The sequence below is a fragment of the Billgrantia pellis genome, from assembly GCF_008297955.1.
Taxonomy (GTDB): domain Bacteria; phylum Pseudomonadota; class Gammaproteobacteria; order Pseudomonadales; family Halomonadaceae; genus Halomonas; species Halomonas pellis.
Genome location: NZ_VTPY01000004.1, coordinates 422587 through 441688, shown reverse-complemented (window position 1 = coordinate 441688; position 19102 = coordinate 422587). Strand labels below are relative to the sequence as shown.

Annotated in this window: 20 protein-coding genes and 3 tRNA genes; 11 read left to right on the top strand and 12 right to left on the bottom strand. The window is 62.6% G+C overall.

What is annotated here, in order from left to right; all coding sequences use genetic code 11:
* Window positions 1-123 precede the first annotated feature (123 nt).
* From csrA to F0A17_RS12355, 4 genes are all read left to right on the top strand, one after another.
* Window positions 124-324: a carbon storage regulator CsrA gene (csrA, locus tag F0A17_RS12370; protein WP_149328632.1), complete on the top strand. Its 201-nt coding sequence runs from the start codon at window positions 124-126 to the stop codon at window positions 322-324.
* A gap of 100 nt (window positions 325-424) precedes the next feature.
* Window positions 425-517 (top strand) — tRNA-Ser (locus F0A17_RS12365).
* Between the two features lie 30 nt (window positions 518-547).
* A tRNA-Arg gene (locus F0A17_RS12360) sits at window positions 548-624 on the top strand.
* A gap of 126 nt (window positions 625-750) precedes the next feature.
* Window positions 751-827, top strand: a tRNA-Arg gene (locus F0A17_RS12355).
* Between the two features lie 164 nt (window positions 828-991).
* On the opposite strand, the gene F0A17_RS12350 is transcribed toward F0A17_RS12355, so the two are convergent.
* A complete protein-coding gene (locus tag F0A17_RS12350; RefSeq protein ID WP_149328631.1) occupies window positions 992-2044 on the bottom strand; it encodes a tRNA dihydrouridine synthase in 1053 nt (350 codons plus the stop codon).
* Window positions 2045-2213: 169 nt separating this feature from the next.
* Between F0A17_RS12350 and F0A17_RS12345 the strand changes: the two genes are divergently transcribed.
* The 3 genes from F0A17_RS12345 to F0A17_RS12335 are packed head-to-tail and all read left to right on the top strand — an operon-like array spanning window position 2214 to window position 5704.
* Complete coding sequence (locus F0A17_RS12345) at window positions 2214-2465, top strand: OadG family protein (protein ID WP_149328630.1); 252 nt, start codon at window positions 2214-2216, stop codon at window positions 2463-2465.
* Between the two features lie 53 nt (window positions 2466-2518).
* Window positions 2519-4369 (top strand): sodium-extruding oxaloacetate decarboxylase subunit alpha, encoded by a 1851-nt coding sequence (oadA, locus tag F0A17_RS12340; protein WP_149328629.1) that lies wholly within the window; start codon window positions 2519-2521, stop codon window positions 4367-4369.
* Window positions 4370-4381: 12 nt separating this feature from the next.
* On the top strand, window positions 4382-5704 hold the full coding sequence (locus F0A17_RS12335) for a sodium ion-translocating decarboxylase subunit beta (protein ID WP_149328628.1): 1323 nt from the start codon (window positions 4382-4384) through the stop codon (window positions 5702-5704).
* A gap of 104 nt (window positions 5705-5808) precedes the next feature.
* Here F0A17_RS12335 and F0A17_RS12330 read toward each other — a convergent pair whose 3' ends face one another.
* The 4 genes from F0A17_RS12330 to F0A17_RS12315 form a co-directional block, all read right to left on the bottom strand.
* Complete coding sequence (locus tag F0A17_RS12330) at window positions 5809-6150, bottom strand: 2Fe-2S iron-sulfur cluster-binding protein (RefSeq protein WP_149328627.1); 342 nt, start codon at window positions 6148-6150, stop codon at window positions 5809-5811.
* Between the two features lie 178 nt (window positions 6151-6328).
* Complete coding sequence (locus F0A17_RS12325) at window positions 6329-7810, bottom strand: hypothetical protein (protein ID WP_149328626.1); 1482 nt, start codon at window positions 7808-7810, stop codon at window positions 6329-6331.
* Between the two features lie 228 nt (window positions 7811-8038).
* Complete coding sequence (locus F0A17_RS12320) at window positions 8039-8569, bottom strand: chromate transporter (RefSeq protein WP_149328625.1); 531 nt, start codon at window positions 8567-8569, stop codon at window positions 8039-8041.
* Window positions 8566-9138, bottom strand: coding sequence for a chromate transporter (locus F0A17_RS12315; RefSeq protein WP_422670819.1), 573 nt, complete (start codon window positions 9136-9138; stop codon window positions 8566-8568). Before F0A17_RS12315 ends, F0A17_RS12320 begins: the two co-directional genes overlap by 4 nt.
* Before the next feature lie 388 nt (window positions 9139-9526).
* On the opposite strand from F0A17_RS12315, the gene F0A17_RS12310 reads away from it, so the two are divergent.
* From F0A17_RS12310 to F0A17_RS12300, 3 genes are all read left to right on the top strand, one after another.
* Window positions 9527-10324, top strand: coding sequence for a creatininase family protein (locus F0A17_RS12310; RefSeq protein ID WP_149328623.1), 798 nt, complete (start codon window positions 9527-9529; stop codon window positions 10322-10324).
* A gap of 96 nt (window positions 10325-10420) precedes the next feature.
* Window positions 10421-10726 (top strand): ferredoxin, encoded by a 306-nt coding sequence (locus F0A17_RS12305; RefSeq protein ID WP_149328622.1) that lies wholly within the window; start codon window positions 10421-10423, stop codon window positions 10724-10726.
* A 149-nt stretch (window positions 10727-10875) separates the two neighbouring features.
* A complete protein-coding gene (locus F0A17_RS12300) occupies window positions 10876-11535 on the top strand; it encodes a GntR family transcriptional regulator (RefSeq protein WP_149328621.1) in 660 nt (219 codons plus the stop codon).
* Between the two features lie 95 nt (window positions 11536-11630).
* On the opposite strand, the gene F0A17_RS12295 is transcribed toward F0A17_RS12300, so the two are convergent.
* The 7 genes from F0A17_RS12295 to F0A17_RS12265 all read right to left on the bottom strand — a co-directional run bounded on the left by F0A17_RS12295 (window position 11631) and on the right by F0A17_RS12265 (window position 17176).
* Window positions 11631-11942, bottom strand: a complete 312-nt coding sequence (locus tag F0A17_RS12295; RefSeq protein WP_228716902.1) for a DUF1330 domain-containing protein — start codon at window positions 11940-11942, stop codon at window positions 11631-11633.
* 62 nt (window positions 11943-12004) lie between these two features.
* Window positions 12005-12823 (bottom strand): aspartate dehydrogenase, encoded by an 819-nt coding sequence (gene nadX / locus F0A17_RS12290; protein ID WP_149328620.1) that lies wholly within the window; start codon window positions 12821-12823, stop codon window positions 12005-12007.
* An 8-nt stretch (window positions 12824-12831) separates the two neighbouring features.
* A complete protein-coding gene (locus tag F0A17_RS12285; protein WP_149328619.1) occupies window positions 12832-13170 on the bottom strand; it encodes a 2Fe-2S iron-sulfur cluster-binding protein in 339 nt (112 codons plus the stop codon).
* 30 nt (window positions 13171-13200) lie between these two features.
* On the bottom strand, window positions 13201-14217 hold the full coding sequence (locus F0A17_RS12280) for a 2Fe-2S iron-sulfur cluster-binding protein (RefSeq protein WP_149328618.1): 1017 nt from the start codon (window positions 14215-14217) through the stop codon (window positions 13201-13203).
* 130 nt (window positions 14218-14347) lie between these two features.
* The gene (locus F0A17_RS12275) at window positions 14348-14827 is read right to left on the bottom strand and encodes a GlcG/HbpS family heme-binding protein (protein ID WP_149328617.1); all 480 of its coding nucleotides are present in this window, start codon (window positions 14825-14827) and stop codon (window positions 14348-14350) included.
* Between the two features lie 35 nt (window positions 14828-14862).
* On the bottom strand, window positions 14863-16317 hold the full coding sequence (locus F0A17_RS12270; protein ID WP_149328616.1) for an aldehyde dehydrogenase family protein: 1455 nt from the start codon (window positions 16315-16317) through the stop codon (window positions 14863-14865).
* Window positions 16318-16444: 127 nt separating this feature from the next.
* Window positions 16445-17176, bottom strand: coding sequence for a TenA family transcriptional regulator (locus tag F0A17_RS12265; protein WP_149328615.1), 732 nt, complete (start codon window positions 17174-17176; stop codon window positions 16445-16447).
* Between the two features lie 510 nt (window positions 17177-17686).
* On the opposite strand from F0A17_RS12265, the gene F0A17_RS12260 reads away from it, so the two are divergent.
* Window positions 17687-19081, top strand: a complete 1395-nt coding sequence (locus F0A17_RS12260; RefSeq protein ID WP_228716901.1) for an MFS transporter — start codon at window positions 17687-17689, stop codon at window positions 19079-19081.
* Window positions 19082-19102: the final 21 nt, after the last annotated feature.

Genomic DNA, 19102 nt, shown 5'->3' with positions numbered 1-19102 from the left:
ATGGCATGATGTAATCGGTGGTAATGCACAGTAAGCTTGCGTGTCACAAAATAGTCGTAGCAGCCTGGCGTCGAACGGATCGACGTGCATCCCGTTGCTAATCGTCTGAGAAGGAGATCAGTCATGCTCATCCTGACCCGTCGTGTCGGAGAAACGCTGATGATCGGTGATGACATCACCGTCACAGTCCTTGGCGTCAAGGGCAATCAGGTCCGCATTGGCGTCAACGCGCCCAAAGATGTCGCCGTGCATCGCGAGGAAATCTACCAGCGCATTCAGCGCGAGAAAACTGACGGTGAAGGAGGGAGTGGCACGTCTTCCTAAGGTATCGAAACGCCCTTCCGTTCAGTATCGAGAAACAAATAGCTGAATACGCTGGACAAAGGGGGGCGGAAAACGATAGGATATGCGCCGTGTCGTTGAGGGAGAGGTGGCCGAGTGGCTGAAGGCGCTCCCCTGCTAAGGGAGTATGGGGTTTATAGCCCCATCGAGGGTTCGAATCCCTCCCTCTCCGCCATGCGACATGCCATTGTCAGAAACGTGAGATGCGCCCGTAGCTCAGCTGGATAGAGTACCTGACTACGAATCAGGTGGTCGGAGGTTCGAATCCTCCCGGGCGCGCCATAGGCAAGCAGGACAGTACATTCAGGTTGCGGCCTGTACGTTCCGTGCCAGTTCTTGCGTAGGTCCTGCAAAGCAGGAACAGTACGTTTCGACACGATGGTGGCATCAGTATGCGATTTACCGTCAGCGCCCGTAGCTCAGCTGGATAGAGTACCTGACTACGAATCAGGTGGTCGGAGGTTCGAATCCTCCCGGGCGCGCCAGATTTCTGCCCGTCCTCGCCTAGAGGGCGGGTTTTGCGTTTTGCAGAGGTCCGAAAGAAGTTGCGGGCCTCCTCCCTTCTACTGGCGGCATCGGCGTGCCTCGGCAACGCCGATCGTGCGATCGTTTGGGCGCCCTCATCATTCGACGGGCGCCCTTTTTTTGCCTATCCGGCTGCCTTCTCGTCGCTCTGGTCCGTGTGCGCCTGTCTGTTCGTTCGGTGCGGTGCCGCAGGCGTACCGCTGACATTGCGCTCAGGCTGGGGAGAGGGGGTGCCAACCCCATGCGACCGTGGTTGAACGAGAGCGGCGAGCAAGGTGTCGAGATCGTTCAGACGTTTCACCGCCTGGAAGCGGTGAGTCGACTCAAGGTCGCGCTGACGCATGTGGTTCAGCCATTGCTTGATCAACGACGTGACAAGACGGTCGGGCAGTATGCTACGCTGCAATGCAGCAAATTCGATGAGGACATCGGCGCGTGCTTGCCAGGTCGTTGCCGGCAGACGCTCCCCGGTATTGAGCCAATGACGAATACGCGGAGCCAGCCAGGGGTCGGCCAGTGCGCCGCGGCCCAGCATGACGTCACGACAGCCGGACAGCGTTCGCGCCTTCCAGTAGTCCTCCAGGCTCCAGATGTCGCCATTGGCAACGACCGGTATGGCGAGATGGCGGCGTATTCGGCCGATCCATTCCCAATGGGCCGGAGGCCGATAGCCTTCGTCACGGGTGCGGGCATGCACCACCAGGCGTGTGGCGCCGCCCGCTTCGGCGGCCTTGGCGCAGTCAATGGCCAGGCGGCGGTGGGAGAAGCCCAGGCGGATCTTGGCCGTGACGGGAATCTCGCCTCCCACGGCCTGATGTACCGCCGCTACGGCGGCATGGACCCGACGCGGATCGCGCAATAGGGAAGCGCCACCATCGTGACGGTTGACTAGCTTGGCGGGGCAGCCGAAATTGAGATCGATTTCGCGGGCGCCGAGCCGAAGGGCCTGTTCGGCGTTGGCCGCCAGAGCCGCCGGATCGCTGCCCAGCAGTTGCAAGGCCACGGGCACACCGGCAGGCGTGGTCACCGCCGGCTGCGTCAATTCGGGGCAATGGCGGTGAAAAACCCGCGGCGGCAGGCGCGCGTCGACGACGCGGACGAACTCGGTCACCGCCCAGTCGAAGCCGGGCTGGCGGGACAGCAGATCACGGGTATGGGCATCGATCACGCCCTCCATGGGAGCGAGGCCGATTCTACCTTGTAGTAAATTAACAACGATGTCTTCCACCATCGGGCGCTTGCAATTAAATCAGAGTGTGGCAGTTTGTATGACCGAATTTTCAACGCTTCGCGGCCAGTTTGCGACCGTTAGCAGGCAAGTCGTGTAAGGTTCTTGGAGAAACCGCATGCAGGATATGCAGCTTTTGCTGGACGGCCTGGCCCTGATGGGTGTCGGTATGGGGTTCGTTTTTGCTTTTCTTACGATCCTTGTCGGGGTCACCGCCCTGATGTCGCAGGTGATCCGCCGCCTGGCGCCGGCCCCCGCGCAACCGGCTCCCATACCGGCTCCAGCTTCCTCCGACAAGGCTGATGACGCCCAGGTCATGGCCGTCCTCAGCGCCGCCGTACATCGCTACCGCCGCCGCCATCGTCGCTGAAAGCGCGATCAGACCATATTACGACACAACACGCCATCCATGGGGTCATCATCATGAGTGAGACCAAGCGCCCGCTGGGCATCACCGACGTCGTGCTGCGCGACGCCCATCAGTCGCTATTCGCTACCCGCATGCGCCTCGACGACATGCTGCCGATTGCCGAGAAGCTCGACCGGGTCGGCTTTTGGTCGCTGGAATCCTGGGGCGGCGCCACCTTCGACGCTTGTATCCGCTACCTCGGCGAGGATCCGTGGGAGCGGATACGGGCGTTGAAAGAGGTCATGCCCAACACGCCGCAACAAATGCTGTTGCGCGGCCAGAACCTGCTGGGCTACCGCCATTACGCCGATGACGTGGTCGACCGTTTCGTCGAGCGCGCCAGGACCAACGGCGTGGACGTGTTCCGCGTCTTCGACGCCATGAACGATCCGCGCAATCTGGAGCGGGCGATCCAGGCCGTGCGCAAGGTGGGCGGGCACGCCCAGGGCACGATCTCCTACACCGTGAGTCCGGTGCACACCCTCGACAGCTGGGTGGAGCTCGCCGAGGCCATCGCCGACATGGGCGCGGATTCGCTGGCGATCAAGGACATGGCCGGCCTGCTGGCCCCCTACGATGCCTTCGAGTTGGTTTCGCGCTTAAAGCAGCGGTTGACGATCCCGCTGCACTTGCACTGCCATGCCACGACCGGCCTGTCCACCGCGACCATCGTCAAGGCGGTCGAGGCCGGTATCGACAACGTCGATACCGCGATCTCCTCGATGTCGATGACTTACGGCCACAGCCCCACCGAATCGGTGGTGGCCATTCTCCAGGGCACCGAGCGCGACACCCATCTCGACCTCGAACTGCTCGAGGACATCGCCGGCTACTTCCGCGAGGTACGCAAGAAGTACGCGGCCTTCGAGGGCTCGCTAAAGGGCATCGACTCGCGCATCCTGATCGCCCAAGTGCCGGGCGGCATGCTCACCAACATGGAAGGTCAGCTCAAGGAGCAGGGCGCCGGCGATAGGCTCGACGACGTGTTGGCCGAGATACCTCGCGTGCGCGAGGACCTGGGCTTCATTCCGCTGGTCACGCCGACGTCGCAGATCGTCGGTACCCAGGCGGTGATGAACGTGATGATGGGGGAGCGCTACAAGTCGATCTCCAAAGAGGTCCAGGCGCTGCTCAAGGGCGAGTACGGCGCCGCGCCGGCGCCCTTCGACAAGACGTTGCAAAGCCGCGTGCTCGAGGGCGGCGAGCCGATCACCGGCCGGCCCGCCGACCTGCTCGAACCCGAGATGGAGCGCCTGGCCGCCGAGCTCAAGGAGAAGGCCAAGGCCGACGGCCTTCGCCTGGCGGAAGGCGAGCGCGAAGTCGACGATGTATTGACCTACGCGCTGTTCCCGCAGATCGGGCTCAAGTTCCTCAAGAACCGCGGCAATCCCGAGGCCTTCGAGCCGGCGCCCCAGGCGCCGGGTCGGGAGGCGGCGGCCGCCGCCGGCTTGCCGGCGAAGAAGGGCGAAGACAAGCCACCGGCGCCTCAGGCCGGCGCGCCCGCCGGCCCCGAGACCTACACCGTCACGGTCAACGGCCAGCGGTACGTGGTGGAAGTCGCCGAAGGCGGCGAGATCGCCCAGGTTCAGAGCGGCGGCGCACCGTCGCCCGGGGCCAGCCGGGTGTCGCATGACGAAGGCTCGGCGCCCTCGACGGGCGAGGCGATCACCGCGCCGCTGGCCGGCAACATCTTCAAGGTCAACGTGCGCCCGGGCGATACGGTGCAGGCAGGCGATGTGGTCATCATTCTCGAGGCCATGAAGATGGAGACCGAGGTGCGCGCGGCGAGTGCCGGCACCGTCGCTGAGGTCAAGGTCGGCGAGGGCGACAGCGTCGCTGTCGGCGATACGTTGATCGTGCTGTAAGGGCCGTATTCCATGGAAAAACTATTGACTCTGTGGGAGGGCTCCGGCCTTTACAACCTGACGCTGGGCCAGGCGGTCATGATCGTCGTGGGGCTGGTGCTGCTTTATTTGGCCATCCAGAAGCGCTTCGAGCCGCTGCTGCTGGTGCCGATCGGCTTCGGCGGCATCCTGGCCAACATTCCCGAAGCCGGGCTGGCGCTATCGGCCGCCGAACAGGCCGCGCACCTGGCGCGTCCCGGTGTGCTGGAGCAGCTCGCCGCGGTGCTCGACGTGACTCTGGTCGCCGACGCTTCCGTCGACGCTTGGCGTCATGCCGTCGGCGCGGCACTGCATGCCGACATCACGCCCCAGGCCTATCGGGCGGCCAACGACCTGGCGATGGATGCCGGCTTCAGCCATGGCATGCTGTATCAGTTTTACCGTGTGGCGATCGCCTCCGGCATCGCACCGCTGGTGATCTTCATGGGCGTGGGGGCGATGACCGATTTCGGTCCGCTGCTGGCCAACCCGCGAACCCTGTTCCTGGGCGCGGCGGCGCAGTTCGGCATCTTCGCCACCCTGCTCGGCGCGGTGGGTCTCTCGTCCCTGGGCATCATGGACTTCTCGCTGCAACAGGCCGCCGCCATCGGCATCATCGGCGGCGCCGACGGTCCCACCTCGATCTACGTGTCGAGCGTGCTGGCCCCGGAACTGCTGGGGGCCATCGCCGTGGCGGCCTACGCCTACATGGCGTTGGTGCCACTGATCCAGCCGCCGATCATGCGGCTGCTCACCACCCAGCGCGAGCGCGAGATCGCCATGACCCAGCTGCGCCCGGTATCGAAGCTCGAGAAGATCGTCTTCCCGGTGTCGCTGCTGCTGTTGGTGGCGCTGTTTCTGCCCGACGCCGCGCCGCTGCTGGGCATGTTCTGCTTCGGTAACCTGATGCGCGAGTGCGGGGTGGTCGAGCGCCTCTCCGATACCGCGCAGAATGCGCTGATCAACATCGTCACCATCTTCCTCGGCCTCTCGGTGGGCTCCAAGCTGATGGCCGAGAGCTTCCTGGCGGTGGAGACGCTGGGCATTCTGGGGTTGGGGATCGTGGCCTTCGGCATCGGTACCGCGGCCGGCGTGCTGATGGCCAAGCTGATGAACCTCGTCAGCCACATGCCGATCAACCCGCTGATCGGCTCGGCCGGCGTCTCGGCGGTGCCGATGGCGGCCCGAGTCTCCAACAAGGTGGGGCTCGAGGCCAACCCGCACAATTTCCTGCTGATGCATGCCATGGGGCCCAATGTGGCCGGCGTGATCGGCTCGGCAGTGGCGGCCGGGGTGATGATCAAGTACCTGGGTTGAGCGACACGGAACGGAAGGAGCCCGCCAGCGCGAGCTGGCGGGCTCCTTTGCGTCGTCGTGCTCGTGCACAATCTGGCGGCCTCACCGCGACGGCAGGCGTGCGCTCATGATGTCGTGACGCTACCGGCACGGCTCTGGCTGGTAGTGGCGGCCGGGCTTTCCTGGGCCAGCTCGAGATCCTCTTCCACCCATAGCTGGCAGGCCAGGCGATAGCCCTGCTCGAGACGCGTGCCAAGCATCTTCTTCTCCTTCCAGTTGGGCTCTGGCAGCGCTTCGCCACCCTTGATCACCTTGCACATGCACTTGGCGCACTTGCCCATGCCGCAGCCGTAGCTGAGGTGGGGGTAGGGAAACTGGCGGATTCCGGCGCGCACGACCAGGTTGGTGTTGGGCTGGACTTCACCTTCGAAGACTTCGCCGTTCTTGTGAATCTTGATCAGAGGCATGGCATTCACCTGGCTCGTTGTCGTCGTAGCGCGCTTCAGGCCTAGGCGCGCGAGATGAGATTCGATGGCATATGGTATACCATGTGCCATATAATCGATATCGTCAACCCTCGATTTTCTCTTCAGCTGCGGAAAACGCCCCCCTGGCCATCGGCCAGGGGGCGCGAAGCCGAGAAGGCTAGAGCAGCACAATCGCGATCAGGCATGCCACGACGATACCGGAGATGACCGGCACGAAGTTGCGTCGTACCAGCGCAGAGGGGCTGACGCCGGATATGCCGGCATCGGCTGCAACGCCGAAAGCCCAGGCAGCCAGCGTACCGCCACCGGCAAAGATTGCCGCTACCTGGCCCAGGGCAGCCAGTACGTGGACATTGACACCCGCACCGGTGCCCAGCGCGCCTGAGAGAGAACCCACTAGGGGTAAACCGGAAAACCCCGAGCCATCCATGCCCGACAGCAGACCGATAAAGGCCATGCCGAACGTCAGCAGGAAAACGTTGCCATCGATATAATGTCCAATGTTGTGACCAATATCGAATAGATAACCGGCCGCTCCCGCACCGATGACCACCTCTGCGTGCTCGGGATGGCCCAGGAAAAAGAAGCCGGCGATGGGAATGATGGGAGCAAAAATCTTGATGGCGAAGAAAAACCCTTCGCGCGTATAGCTGCTGATCCCATCCAGAGCGTGATGCCCATGTGAGGCGAACGAGGAAAGCACCAGCAACACGGTGGCCGTGCCTCCCAGCAATGCTGTGGCGCCACCACCGCGAATGGCTTGTTCGGGCAGGAACAGAGCACGGTAGATCATCAGGGCGGCGATGCCTATTAGGATAACCGGAACGGCCACGGCGAAAAGACGCGCATAGCGACTGGTATCGGCTTCTTCACATCGTGTCATTGGTTGAACGACAGCCGCTCCGACCGATTTGGAGGGTTCCTTGGCGAATACCTCGTCGGACTGCGGTGCTGTCAGGACGCCAGAACGCATATCGCGACGTATGCGGTAGCAGGCGATGGCAATGGCCACGATCCCGACCGTGCAGGAGAACAGTAGCGTATAGGGAATGAGCGTCGTGGTCTCGATCCCGGCGGCGCCAGCCGTCAGGCGACTGGCGCCCTGAATCACCGGGTCGGCGGAAAGTGCCATGCCATGGCCAAAGAGATTGACCGCCATGGCGGCGCCCATTGCCGGTAGTCCTACCTGCATGGCGACCGGAATGAGTACGGTGCCGACCAGAGCAACCGCCGGAGTAGGCCAAAAGAAGGCCGCAGCAATGTACATGGTAATACCAAGCGCGAAGAAGGCGGTCCAGGGGCCGATCATCAATTTCTTCATCGGTGCTACCATGAGGCGATCCGCGCCCTGGCTCTGTAGCGACTTCAACATGGCCACCATCAGGGCAATGACCAGCATGATGTCGAACAATTCGGTTCCGGCATTGAGCAGTGCGCGAAAGACGACCTGAACGGCAAAGATTAACTGGTTTAATGCGCCGTCATGCGGTGCTTCGGCCAGCAGACCCAGCATAAAAATACCGGCGACGGAAGGGATGATAACCCCCTTGCGGAAGCCGATGGAAAGAAAGATCGCCAGGATCACAAGTAGGAAGACCCAGTGCGAAGCGGTAAGTTGTACCTGTTCGAATTGTTCCATTTTGCACCTTGTCGTGTCGTCAGGCTTGGGGATGGCAGCGCCGATGCCTGTCGGGCGAACCATCGAGTGCTTGTAGTTGTCGGTTGCTGCATTGCCACGGTTATGTTCTGCCTTGCATGTCACGAAAGCGGTGCTGGCGTCTTTCGTGCATGGGGGCGTCACGTTGGAGGTCGTCGCATGCGGATCTCCTGTTGCAGTCGGCTTTCCAGTAGGAGTCGTGAGCGGCCGCTAGCCCAGCAGCAAGCCGCCATAGGTCAGCGCGCCGGCAACCACGAGGGCGGGGTGCGCTCTGAAGTGGAACAGGGCGATCGCTGCTGCTGCCGCGATCAGCAGAGTATGCAGGAGCCCGGCCCCGGCCAGCCCCTCGGAGAGGAAATTCACTACCAGTCCGGCCATCAGCATGGCGATGACGGGGCGTACCCACTGGCTCATGCGTTTTACCCGGGGCGAGTCGCGATGGCGATAGAGCAACCCCAGGGCGCCCAGCATCAGCAGCAGGGAGGGCATGACGGTGGCGAAGACGGCTACTGCAGCACCGCCGGCTCCCGCCACTTCGTAACCGACATAGCCGGCCATCTTGGTGGCGATTGGGCTTGGCAGGGCATTGCCTAGACCGAGTACTTCAGCGAATTGCTGAGCATTCATCCAACCGTAGTGGCTCACTACCTCTGCTTCGATCAAGGGGATGATCGCCGGCCCGCCACCGTAGCCGACGATGTTGGGTATGAAGAAGGCGAGGAAGAGCTGTGTGTAAATCATTGAGCCGTCCCCTCGGCCGCCTTGCCTTTTGTCAGCGGAGGCAGCAAAGCAGCTACCAGCAAGGCGCCGATCACCAGGCCGGGATGAAGACCAAGCCCATAGATCAGTCCGCCCGCCACACCGGCCATGAGCAGGCTGACCACCCAGCCCAGTGCGTGGCGCGACTTGTTCACGAAATCCCAGGTGAGCTGGGCCATCATCACCATGACGACCGGGACCACGCCCTGCCCCATGCCGTGAATCCAGCTCACGTCGCGATAGCGACTGAAAAGCCCTAGCAACAGGATCATCGCCACGATCATCGGCAGGATCCCTGCAAGAAGGGCATTCGCGCAGCCGAGCGGGCCCCCGACACGGTAGCCGATGTAACCGGGCATCTTCGTGGCAATGGGGCCGGGCAACGTGTTGGCAATAGCTAGGATATCGGCGAATTCTTCGTCTTCGAGCCATCCATGACGTTTTACCACCTCTTGATGCACCAGAGGGATCATCGAGGGGCCGCCACCGAACCCGAGCAGGCCGATACGCAGGAAAGAGAAAAAAAGCTTGCCCTGCCGGGATGAAGCCATGGTTTGCATTCCTTGTAGAAATTAGATAAGCCTTATTGACCTATTTCGTATTTTCTTTCATAGAAAATCGATTATTTTCTTAGAGTAGGTTGGTTCCTTCGAGGGCGTCAAGATCGGTATACCAAATTCCAACAAAAACGGGGAAGCTTTTGCACCAAGGCGTGCGGCAGACCGTCCCGACGAGTCTTGTGATCGTATTCATGTTCATGTCAGGGAGCGCTGCGGAGCTCCACTAGCCCTTTGTGTCGCATAAATTGCCGGAGGGAAGTCGCTTGGCTCAGGTTGGACTTTACAAGCGATTCGAAAGTCAGCTAGGTTTACGGTATACCAAGAGGGCATGACACGACTTGCCTGCGAGCGAACGTTCGCAGCGTCGCGAGGAGGCGAAATGCAAAGCTATATCCTGACGGAGATGACCTGGCCCGAGGTAAAGGATGCGCTCAGTACCGTCAAGATGGCCATCGTTCCGGTCGGCGCCCACGAGCAGCACGGGCCGCATATGAACGAGAGCTGCGATGCGGTACTGGCCACGGAGATGGCCAAGCGGCTGGCGGCCAGGCTGCATCCGCAGGTCCTGGTGACACCCACAGTGAACATGGGCGTGTCGCCGCATCATCTAAATTTTCCCGGCACCATCAGCCTACGCCCTGAAACCCTGCTGGCCATATTGAGAGATATGGTGGTCTCACTGCAGCGCCATGGAATCGACAAAATCCTGTTCCTTAATAGCCACGGCGGCAACCAGGCCACGCTCGGTTTGGCCTGCGCCACCTTTTCCCAGGAGTTGGGCGTGGATTGCTACTACGCCAAGACCACCGCCTCGGCCAAGCAGGCCATGAAGGAGCACATCTCCTCTTCCCTGTACGGTCACAGCTGCGAGCGTGAAGTGTCCGAGGCCTATTATCTCGCCCCTCATCTGGTGCGTCCCGAGCGGCTGGAGAAGGGCGATATCGTCGAGGGCGGTCGCTGGGAGGGAATGCGTCCGGGCAAGCCGCTGCAGGGCTTCTACCGTTACGAGGAGATGACGCGGAACGGCTGCATCGGCGATGCCACCCGGGCGAGCCATGCCATCGGCATGGCGATCGTCGAAGAGGCGCTGGACGAATTGTCACAGGCGGTGCGCACAGTATTGGCCGAGTCCGTACAGGACCGCGTCACGCACGGCGAAGGCGAATTCGCCGTTTAGGCCCGCCGGAACGAGATGTCACGCAACTGGCGTCTCGATAACACAAGCATGCGAGCATCCGGTACGACAAGCATGAACTAACAAGAGGGCAGCGAGATGTACATCATACTGACAAGCAAGCTAGGCGAGTACGACGCCAGGCCGGGTCAAGGCATCGCCCCCGTGGAATCCTACGAATACTTCTTTTACGGCAAGAAAAAGGCCAACTTCACCATTGCCGTGGTTTCCGGCGACGAGGGACGGGTCAGCATCGTCGAGGCCGGTGAAGGCGGCAAGACCAACAGTGTGCCGCTGAAGTTCTTCGAGCGTTTCGACACGGTGGAGGCGGCGCGGGCCGAGCTGGAACAACTGGTCGCGTTCGGCTCCATCGATGCGCGCCTGGAGAGGGCTCAGTTGCACTGAGCCTTTCCTGCGGGGGCCTGGCCCCGTGTTCATCGACAAGGGATGCGTTTGACCGTCTGGCTCACCGTGTACCAGATGCCGTTGGAGGCCTCTTATGGTAAGATGTCGGCTTGATTTCTACAGCCTCGCGACAGCCGAAGGTAGCCCGAATGGCCGAGATCTGGACCCAGGAAGACCTCTCCCCGATCCGCGACAAGGTATACGCCTATCTCAAGGACGCCATTCTGCGCGGGGAGTACAAGGCGGGCGACCGTCTGGTCGAGCGGGTGCTGGCCGAAAAGCTCAATATCAGCCGCACACCGATCCGCGAGGCGTTGTTTCGCCTCGAGACCCAGCGCTTCGTGCGCACGGTGCCGCGCAAGGGAGTCGTGGTCAATGAGATCACTCAGGCCGAGATTCTCGAAGTGTTCATGATCCTGGCCTCGTTGGAGTCGCTAGCCGCGCGCTTGGCGGCGCAGAAGGTCAATGACGAGATCGCCGCCGAGATCGATCAGCTCATTGCCGAGATGGACGAGGCCCTGCAGGACGGCGGCGACGATGCAGTAGAACTCAATATCAAGTACAACGACCTGATCGGTCGCGCCGCCGGCAATCCCAAGCTCCACGAAATGCTGGTCGACCTCAAGGATTACGTGCGTGCCTTCTCCAATCTCAGCACCGCCTTGCCAGGGCGCACCAAGGAGGCGCTGCGTGAGCACCAGGATATCCTCGGCGCCATCCGTGGCGGCGAAGAGGATCTGGCAGAGAGCTTCACGCGTATCCATCTGGAGAAGTCGCGCAAGGCCTATATCAATCGCTCCCAAGTCTAGCCGAGCATTCCCTACACGCGAACCGGGCGCTGGGAGGCGCCCGGTTCGCGTTTTCCGTTTGATGGATGGCAAGGCGTCGGCTCGGTTCTCCTCGTTTAAGCTCCTTCGACGAGACGGATATCCCTGACCGCGCCATCGCCGAGAGCCTCCAGCGCGGCCCCGTAAGCCTTCCCATCGTGTGTCGCGCGTGCGCTATCGATATCCGGAAACTCGATGATGATGGTGCGATCCTTTCGGCCGTACTCATAGGCAAAAGCGGCCACATCACGCGCCAGGAAGATGCCGCCGCCAGCGGTGATGGCGGGGACTGCAAGCTTTATGTAGCTGGCATACTTCTCGGTATCTTTTATTTCACGATAGCAAGAGACCCAATAGGCTTTTCCCATCTTGTCGAGCTCCTTGAGCATGAGAGTGTGATCGATTTTCTCTGCTTGGCCTCCGGGTCGGGGCCTGGCTCCGCCCCGTGAGGCTAGCCGATGACGAGCGGGGCGGTGAGGTTCCTCAGCGCCCGGGCAACACTCATGGCGACGATGTAGCCGGTCTTGGGATTGTTCGGCGACGGTGTGTTCTGCACCTCGATGCGAACCTCACCGAACAGGCCCTTGGCGGAAACTTCGTGCACGTTCTTGTCGATGGTGGGGTCGACCAGTACGCGCACCTCGGTGGCCTCGAATCCCACACCGGCCAGGCTCAGCGCTGCCGAGACGTTGACGCTCTCGGGAAATACACGCGACGACTCGCGGGCGTTGCCCTCGAAGATCACCGTCGGTTGCGTCACCGTGTCGAGATCGACCACCTCTTCGGCAAAGGTGCCGCGCCAGGCTTTCACCGGCTTGCGAGTGGTCAGCGTGACCCGCTCCAGCGGGCCCTGGGCGGCGGCAGCGATGCGGTCGAGTCCGGCGATCGCTGCCGAGGGCACCAGTACTCGCCTACCATGCCGGCTGGCGCTCTCCAGCACCCGGTCATGCAGCGCCTGGTCGCAGAAGGCGCCGACGGAAACCACCATGAAATCGCTGCCGTTGACGAGCGACTTCTCGGCGTAGTGGATCACGGCGTCATGCCCCGCAGTCTCGACCACCACGTCGGGGCGGCTGGTGAAGAAGGCTTCTTCGCTGTCGGTGATCTGGCAGCCTTCCAGGGAAATGCCGGTGTACTTGCCGGCGTCGCGCACCAGCACGGACACCAGGCGGGTATCGCCCGCCTGGTTGGCGAGGATGGCCTCGACGACGTCCTTGCCCGCCGTGCCGTAGCCGATGAGTCCCACTCGAGTCCTAGGCTTATTCGTCATCGCTTGCCTCATGCCTCTGCCTTGGGGCTAACCTGGCGCGCACCGGTAGTGGCGCCCTTGAGAGCCTCCTCCCAGGAGACCTTGACGTCGCCCTTGAGGAAGGTCTGGCAGGCCAGTCGGTAGCCCTGTTCGAGTTCCTCGGCGGAGAGCAGTTTCTCTTCTTTTTTCTTCACCGCGTCGGTGTTCTCACGGCCCTCCTCGATGAGGCACTTGCAGGTACCGCACAGGCCGCCACCGCACTTGAACGGAATGCCGCCCTTTTCGCGCAGCGATACGCGCAACAGGTTGGCGTCCTCGGGAGCGCTGACGACCTTGCCGTCGTTGGTAAGGAAAGTGATATCCGGCATGTCGATTACCTCGCTAGATAGGGTGATGCCTCAGGCCACGCTGCCGTCGAGCTCATGAGTGAAGTTGAAGCTGTCGGCAAAGATCCGTTCGACGTCGAGGCCGCGCTGGGAAAAGCTCGTCTTGGCGGCGGCGATCATCGGCGGCGGGCCGCACAGGTAGGCGTCGAAGGCCGAAAGGTCATCATGATCCTCGCATACGGCTTGGTGAACGAAGCCACGGCGTCCGCCCCACTGCGGGTCGGGCTCAGAGAGCACCGGCACGTAGCGGAAGTCGGGCAGCGTGCGTGCCCAGTGGCGCAGCTGCTCGTCCAGGTAGAGATCCTCGGCGCGACGCACGCCCCAGTAGAGGGCGATGCCGGGGCGTAGCGGATCGTCCTTGAGCGATTCGATGATGCTCTTGATCGGCGCCAGGCCCGTGCCGCCGGCCACCATCAGCAACTCGCGGGGGCTCGTGGCGTCGTGGCGGAAGGCGCCCAGCGGCAGCTCCACGTCCAGGGTGTCGCCGGGCTGGTAGTGGGTTTCGAGGCGGCCGGTGAAATAGCCGCCCGGAACGCGGCGTATATGCAGGTCGAACAGCTCGCCGTTGGGTGGCGAGGCCATCGAGAAGCTGCGCGGACTGCCGTCGTCGAGCATCACGTTGAGGTACTGGCCCGGATGGAACAGCACCTCGCTCGCCGTGGGAATCCGCAGCACCAGGTGGGTCACGTCGTGGCTAAGCTTGTCCAACCGCTCGATGGTGGCGACATGGAAATCGGCGGGCACGTGCCCTTCCGGCAGCAGGCTGGCGCTGATGGTCAGGTCGCTGCAGGCCCGGGCCTGACAGGCCAGGGCGTAGCCTTCCCCGGCTTCCTCCTCGGTCAGTCCGAAGGGAAACTCCTCGTATTCGACGCGGCCCTCCAGCAGCTTGACGCGGCAGGCGCCGCAACCACCGAAGCGGCAGTCGTGCACGAGCGGAAAGCCCGCGCGCTCGGCGGCCTCGAGCAGCGGCTCTCCCGGCTGGGTTTCGAAGGAGTCGGAGGATTCGGAGAGAGTAATACGGTAGCTCATGGCAGCCTCCTCGAGCGCACCCGTGTCAGGCAGTCTTATCGTTGTCTGCCGGGTGTCGGCGCTTGGCCGTTCGTCAGGGGTCGGCAAGAGGCATGGCCGCTTGCCGACGCTATCGTCGGAGCCGTAGGGCTCACTTCTTGATGTCGGCCTCGACCATCACCTCATGGCCCGACTCGCGCAGATGGTCCTGAAGGGCCTTTAGCGCGGCGAGGCCAGCCTGGGTGTCCTGCTCGCCGTTGCCGCCGCTCAGGCCCACGCCGCCGATCACCTCGCCATCGACCACGATGGGGAAGCCGCCGACGAACACGGCGAACTTGCCCTCGAAGCTCCACTGGATGCCGAAGGCTTCGTTGCCCGGCAGGGCGGGGCCGTTGGGAGCGCTGTTGAACAGGTGGGTCGAGCGCTTGTGGCCGGCGGCGGTGAAGGCCTTGTTCCAGGCGATCTGCGGGCCGGTGACGCGAGCGCCGTTCATGCGCTCCATGGCCAGCGGGTAGCCGCCGTCGTCCACCACGCAGATGGTTTCCAGCACGCCGATCTCCTCGGAGCGCTGCTTGGCGGCTTCCACCATCAGCTTGGCTTCTTCCAGTTCCAGTCGAAATACCTGTTTCATCGGATCACCTTGTCGTCAGGTTGTCGTTGTAGGGGTCAGCAGCCGAGGTAGACGGTCTTGCTCTGGGTGAAGAAGTCCAGACCGGCGCGCCCCGATTCACGGAAAGTCGAGGTGCTCGATTGCTTCAGTCCGCCGAAGGGGGCGTTGACCAGGTTGCCGGTGGTGGTGCGGTTGATCTTCACCGTGCCGGCCTGGATATCGAGCGGGAAGCGCTGGATATAATCGAAGTTCTTCGTCACCAAGGCGGCGGAGAGCCCATAGGGCGTATCGTTGGCCTTGGCGATGGCGTCCTCGTAATCGTCGATCTCGATCACCGCCACGACCGGGCCGAAGATCTCCTCGCGGGCGATGCGCATCTCCTGGGTCACGTCGCTGAAGATCGCCGGTGTGACGTAGAAGCCCTTGGCGTAGTCGCCTTCGGCGAGGTGCTCGCCGCCGTGGACGTGGGTGGCTTCCTTTCTGCCCGTCTCGATGTAGCCGAGCACGGTGTCAAGCTGCTGACGGGTCGCCAGCGGACCGATCTGGGTGCCCTCGGTCATGCCGTTGCCGATCTTCAGCGTCTTGACCTTTTCCACCAGGCGGGCGAGATACGCCTCCTTGCACGAGCGCGCGATCAGCACCCGGCTGGTGCCGGTGCAGGCTTGCCCGGTGAGCGAGAAACCGCCCTTCACGGTCAGGTCGACCGCGGTGTCGATGTCGGCATCTTCCAGCACGATCAGCGGGTTCTTTCCGCCGAGCTCCATCTGGGTGCGGGTGGCCATGGCCGCGGCGCGGTGGATGCGCTCGCCGGCGGCGGTGGAGCCGGTGAAGGAGATCGCCTTGACCACCGGGTTGGCGGTGATCTCCTCGCCGATCGCCGAAGCGGCGCCGGTGATGAAGTTGAAGACTCCGGTCGGTACGCCGGCATGATGCAGGGCTTCGGCCAGGCGGTAACCGATCAGCGGGGCATCGGAAGAGGGCTTGAAGACCACGGTGTTGCCGGTGATCAGCGCTGGGGCGATCTTGCGTGCCGGGATCGAGATCGGGAAGTTCCACGGCGTGATGATGGTCGCCACGCCGAGCGGTTCGCGCTGGGTATAGACCGTCATCCTGGCATCGTCCTGGGGGAAGGTCTCGCCGGTGATGGTCTGGCCTTCCACCGCGTAGAAGCGCAGGGTCTGGGCGGAGCGGGCTATCTCGTCGCGGCTGTTGGCCAGCAGCTTTCCTTCCTCGCGGGTCAGCTCCCGGGCGAACTGCTCGACATTCTCCATCAGATAGTCGGCGGCGCGATTGAGGAGCCTGGCGCGCTGCGAGATCGGCGTGGCCCGCCACTCGGCGAAGGCGCGGTCGGCCGCCGCGATGGCCCGGCGCGCGTCCTCTACGGTGCTGGCCTGGAACAGGCCGAGCAGGTCGTCCTGGTCGGCGGGGTTGCGGTTCTCGAAGGTGTTCCCCGAGCCGCTGGCGACCCACTGGCCGTCGATGTAGTTGAGAAACTGGGTTGCGTTATCCAAGACGCTTACCTCTTGTCGTCACTGGCTGTCGTCGCTGGCTTCGTCATGGCCCGTGTCGCGCGATGGGCATCTGCCGGCGCCGGGCCGGCAGACGCGAAAGCGCGGGGCGGGTGAGGCAGGGCCTCGCTCAGGCCGCCATGTCGAGCTCGGTGAGGGGCAGGTCGCCGGCGACGTAGTCGTAGTACAGCGCGGTGGTGTAGAGCAGCCGCATCTGGGCGCCGATCTCGCAGATCTTCAGGCAGCGCTGCTGCAGCTCGACGGTGTCGGCGTGCTCCAGCACGATCTGATAGCCGCGCTCGCCGTGGATCTCGTCGGAGACGATGTGCAGGTCGAAGAATTCGACCTCTTCATCGGTGAAGCCGTACTTCTCGCGCAGGGTCGGGGTCTGCTTGCGGTAGATCGAGGGCACCTGGGACTCCAGGCCGACCACCAGCGCCGCCACGGCGACCACCGGGTGCTCGCGCATGGCCACGGCATAGCACCAGCTTTGCAGGCCACGAGTGGTCGGTGACATGTTGTCGGGGTTTTCTACGCGCTCACGCGTGGTGCCGCAGGCCTCGGCGAAGCGGATCAGCAGATCGGTATGGCGATCGCCGCCAAGCTCTTCCTCGTACATGTTCTGCAGCAGGAAATCCTTGGCCTCGGTGTAGGTGTCCGGTGTGTTGGCGTAGATGTACGCCAGGTAGTCGGCGAACGGGCCGACGTAGTGGTAGTGGTTCTCGGCCCAGCGGGCGAGGTGATCGCGAGACAGCTTGCCGCTGGCCCAAGCCACGCTGAACGGGGCCTTGTTGGCGCTCTTGCCCTTGATGGCGTCTTCCAGGGCGGTACGGAATTCATCGCGGTTCATCAACTGTGCCATGGGGAGATCTCCTTGGTTGCCGGCACGCTTCGAGGCGCGGCATGGTTTTACGGTTGTCAGCCAAAGGAATCGGGAGCAGGCAGGCGACTTTTGTCTTTTTGTATTTGCCCTGTCTCCGTTATGGCTCATGGTATACCAAGAACCATGTGAGTCAGACTAGTGTGCGCTCTCCTGGGCTGTCAAGACTTCATTGATCCAGGGGAATGCGCCTCCAGGGCGATACAGAGGCTCTTGAGGTATTGGCGAACCAAGATTTCGGCGGCAGCCTGCCCTCTCACGAGGCGGCTCGATTTTTAAGGATGCCCGAGGAAGCGCCAAGCCTGCAGTCCGTGTAGGCATGCGATTGTCTTTGGTATACCATAGCGCTTCGCATGTGCAGACACGTCAGGGCTGGAGCTGGTGCGTCAGCGATCCGATGCGTTACGGAAGATTGCTTGTTGAGGAAGCTGCCATGTCTGTAATGGCCGGGACGGTTCGGGCGTTGCTCCGCTTCATCGGAGATGCCTCTCCGTGCTGAAACAACTTTTCGAGGAGCGTCCCGGGGACGGGGCGCTGGGGATGGTCGGGCTGCAGCGCCGGTCGGCGACGCTGGTGGTTATGCTGGCCACTTTGATGGTAGTTCTCGACCTGGGGCTCGTGAATATTGCCCTGCCGACCTTGGCGACAGCGCTGGAAGTTTCTGAATCTCGGGCGGTGTGGGTCGCGACAAGTTATCAGTTGGTCTGCGCGGCATCGCTGCTCTCTTTCGCGGCGCTCAGTCATCTCATGGGTCAGTGGCGGGTCTTTTCGTGCGGACTGGTGCTGTACACGCTGGGTGCGCTAGGAGCTTCGCTCGCGATGGGGCTTGGTTGGCTACTGTTCTGGCGGGTTGTGCAGGGGCTGGGAGGAGCGGCGATCCTGAGTCTTGGCCCCTCGCTTTATAGGAAGATTTTCCCGCATCGACTGTTGGGCCACGCCATCGGTCTGAACGCTCTGGTCGTTGCCTTCGGCCTGGCTTCCGGCCCGTCCTTGGGGGGTGTGGTTCTGTCCATGGCCAGCTGGCACTGGATCTTCGCGCTCAACGTGCCTGTGGGACTGGTGGCGATCTGGCTGGCTTGGCGATCGCTACCCTATGAGTCTTGGCGGCGTACGGGGTTCGATTGGCCAGGGGCGCTGCTTTCCATGCTGATGATGTCAGGCTTCCTGTTGGCCATGGAGCGCCTTGGGCATGGTCAAAGCCATACCCTGATCATCGGGTTGGCCGTCCTGAGCCTGCTTGCTTTCGCTGCGTTCGTGTGGCGGCAGGGGCGGGCACCCGCTCCTCTGGTTCCCCTTTCTCTCTTTGCCGAGCCTCGCTTTACTTCGGCCTCGGTGGTCACCGTGCTGGCGTTCATTGCGCAGGGAGCGGCCTTCGTCGCCCTGCCGTTCCTTTACCAGACCTTGATGAATGCGTCGCCGTTGCAGGCGGCGCTGCTCTTCACGCCGTGGCCAATGGCCTTGTTGATTTCGGGACCGTTGGCGGGGCGCTTGGCCGACAAGTACGACCCCGCTCTGTTGTCGGCAGGTGGCCTTGTGCTCTTCGTTATCGGCATGGCGGGCTTGGCTTGGCTAAGCTCCGCCGGATCGGCTGCCTACCTGCTTCTTCCTTCCTTGCTGTGTGGCCTTGGCTACGGATTCTTCCAGGCGCCTAACAATCGTGAAATCATCGGCTACGCTCCGCTGGCGCTGAGTGCCAGTGCTTCCGGCGTGTTGGCATCGCTACGTACCTTTGGCCAATGTCAAGGTTCCGCCATGGTGGCGCTGATCATGGCGTTGCCCTTTGGCAGCGTGTCGCTGGCCTTGTGGTTGGCTGCCGCAGTGGCACTGGCCGCGTTGCTGGTGAGTGTTTTACGTCTTTCGCAGCCGGCTCGTGTCGTGGCCTCATGATGCTCGGCACGTTCGTCAACT

Coding starts and splice junctions, on each gene's coding strand:
- csrA (WP_149328632.1), top strand. CDS start 124: ATGCTCATCCTGACCCGTCGTGTCGGAGAAACGCTGATGATCGGTGAT.
- F0A17_RS12350 (WP_149328631.1), bottom strand. CDS start 2,044: ATGGAGGGCGTGATCGATGCCCATACCCGTGATCTGCTGTCCCGCCAG.
- F0A17_RS12345 (WP_149328630.1), top strand. CDS start 2,214: ATGCAGGATATGCAGCTTTTGCTGGACGGCCTGGCCCTGATGGGTGTC.
- oadA (WP_149328629.1), top strand. CDS start 2,519: ATGAGTGAGACCAAGCGCCCGCTGGGCATCACCGACGTCGTGCTGCGC.
- F0A17_RS12335 (WP_149328628.1), top strand. CDS start 4,382: ATGGAAAAACTATTGACTCTGTGGGAGGGCTCCGGCCTTTACAACCTG.
- F0A17_RS12330 (WP_149328627.1), bottom strand. CDS start 6,150: ATGCCTCTGATCAAGATTCACAAGAACGGCGAAGTCTTCGAAGGTGAA.
- F0A17_RS12325 (WP_149328626.1), bottom strand. CDS start 7,810: ATGGAACAATTCGAACAGGTACAACTTACCGCTTCGCACTGGGTCTTC.
- F0A17_RS12320 (WP_149328625.1), bottom strand. CDS start 8,569: ATGATTTACACACAGCTCTTCCTCGCCTTCTTCATACCCAACATCGTC.
- F0A17_RS12315 (WP_422670819.1), bottom strand. CDS start 9,138: ATGGCTTCATCCCGGCAGGGCAAGCTTTTTTTCTCTTTCCTGCGTATC.
- F0A17_RS12310 (WP_149328623.1), top strand. CDS start 9,527: ATGCAAAGCTATATCCTGACGGAGATGACCTGGCCCGAGGTAAAGGAT.
- F0A17_RS12305 (WP_149328622.1), top strand. CDS start 10,421: ATGTACATCATACTGACAAGCAAGCTAGGCGAGTACGACGCCAGGCCG.
- F0A17_RS12300 (WP_149328621.1), top strand. CDS start 10,876: ATGGCCGAGATCTGGACCCAGGAAGACCTCTCCCCGATCCGCGACAAG.
- F0A17_RS12295 (WP_228716902.1), bottom strand. CDS start 11,942: ATGCTCAAGGAGCTCGACAAGATGGGAAAAGCCTATTGGGTCTCTTGC.
- nadX (WP_149328620.1), bottom strand. CDS start 12,823: ATGACGAATAAGCCTAGGACTCGAGTGGGACTCATCGGCTACGGCACG.
- F0A17_RS12285 (WP_149328619.1), bottom strand. CDS start 13,170: ATGCCGGATATCACTTTCCTTACCAACGACGGCAAGGTCGTCAGCGCT.
- F0A17_RS12280 (WP_149328618.1), bottom strand. CDS start 14,217: ATGAGCTACCGTATTACTCTCTCCGAATCCTCCGACTCCTTCGAAACC.
- F0A17_RS12275 (WP_149328617.1), bottom strand. CDS start 14,827: ATGAAACAGGTATTTCGACTGGAACTGGAAGAAGCCAAGCTGATGGTG.
- F0A17_RS12265 (WP_149328615.1), bottom strand. CDS start 17,176: ATGGCACAGTTGATGAACCGCGATGAATTCCGTACCGCCCTGGAAGAC.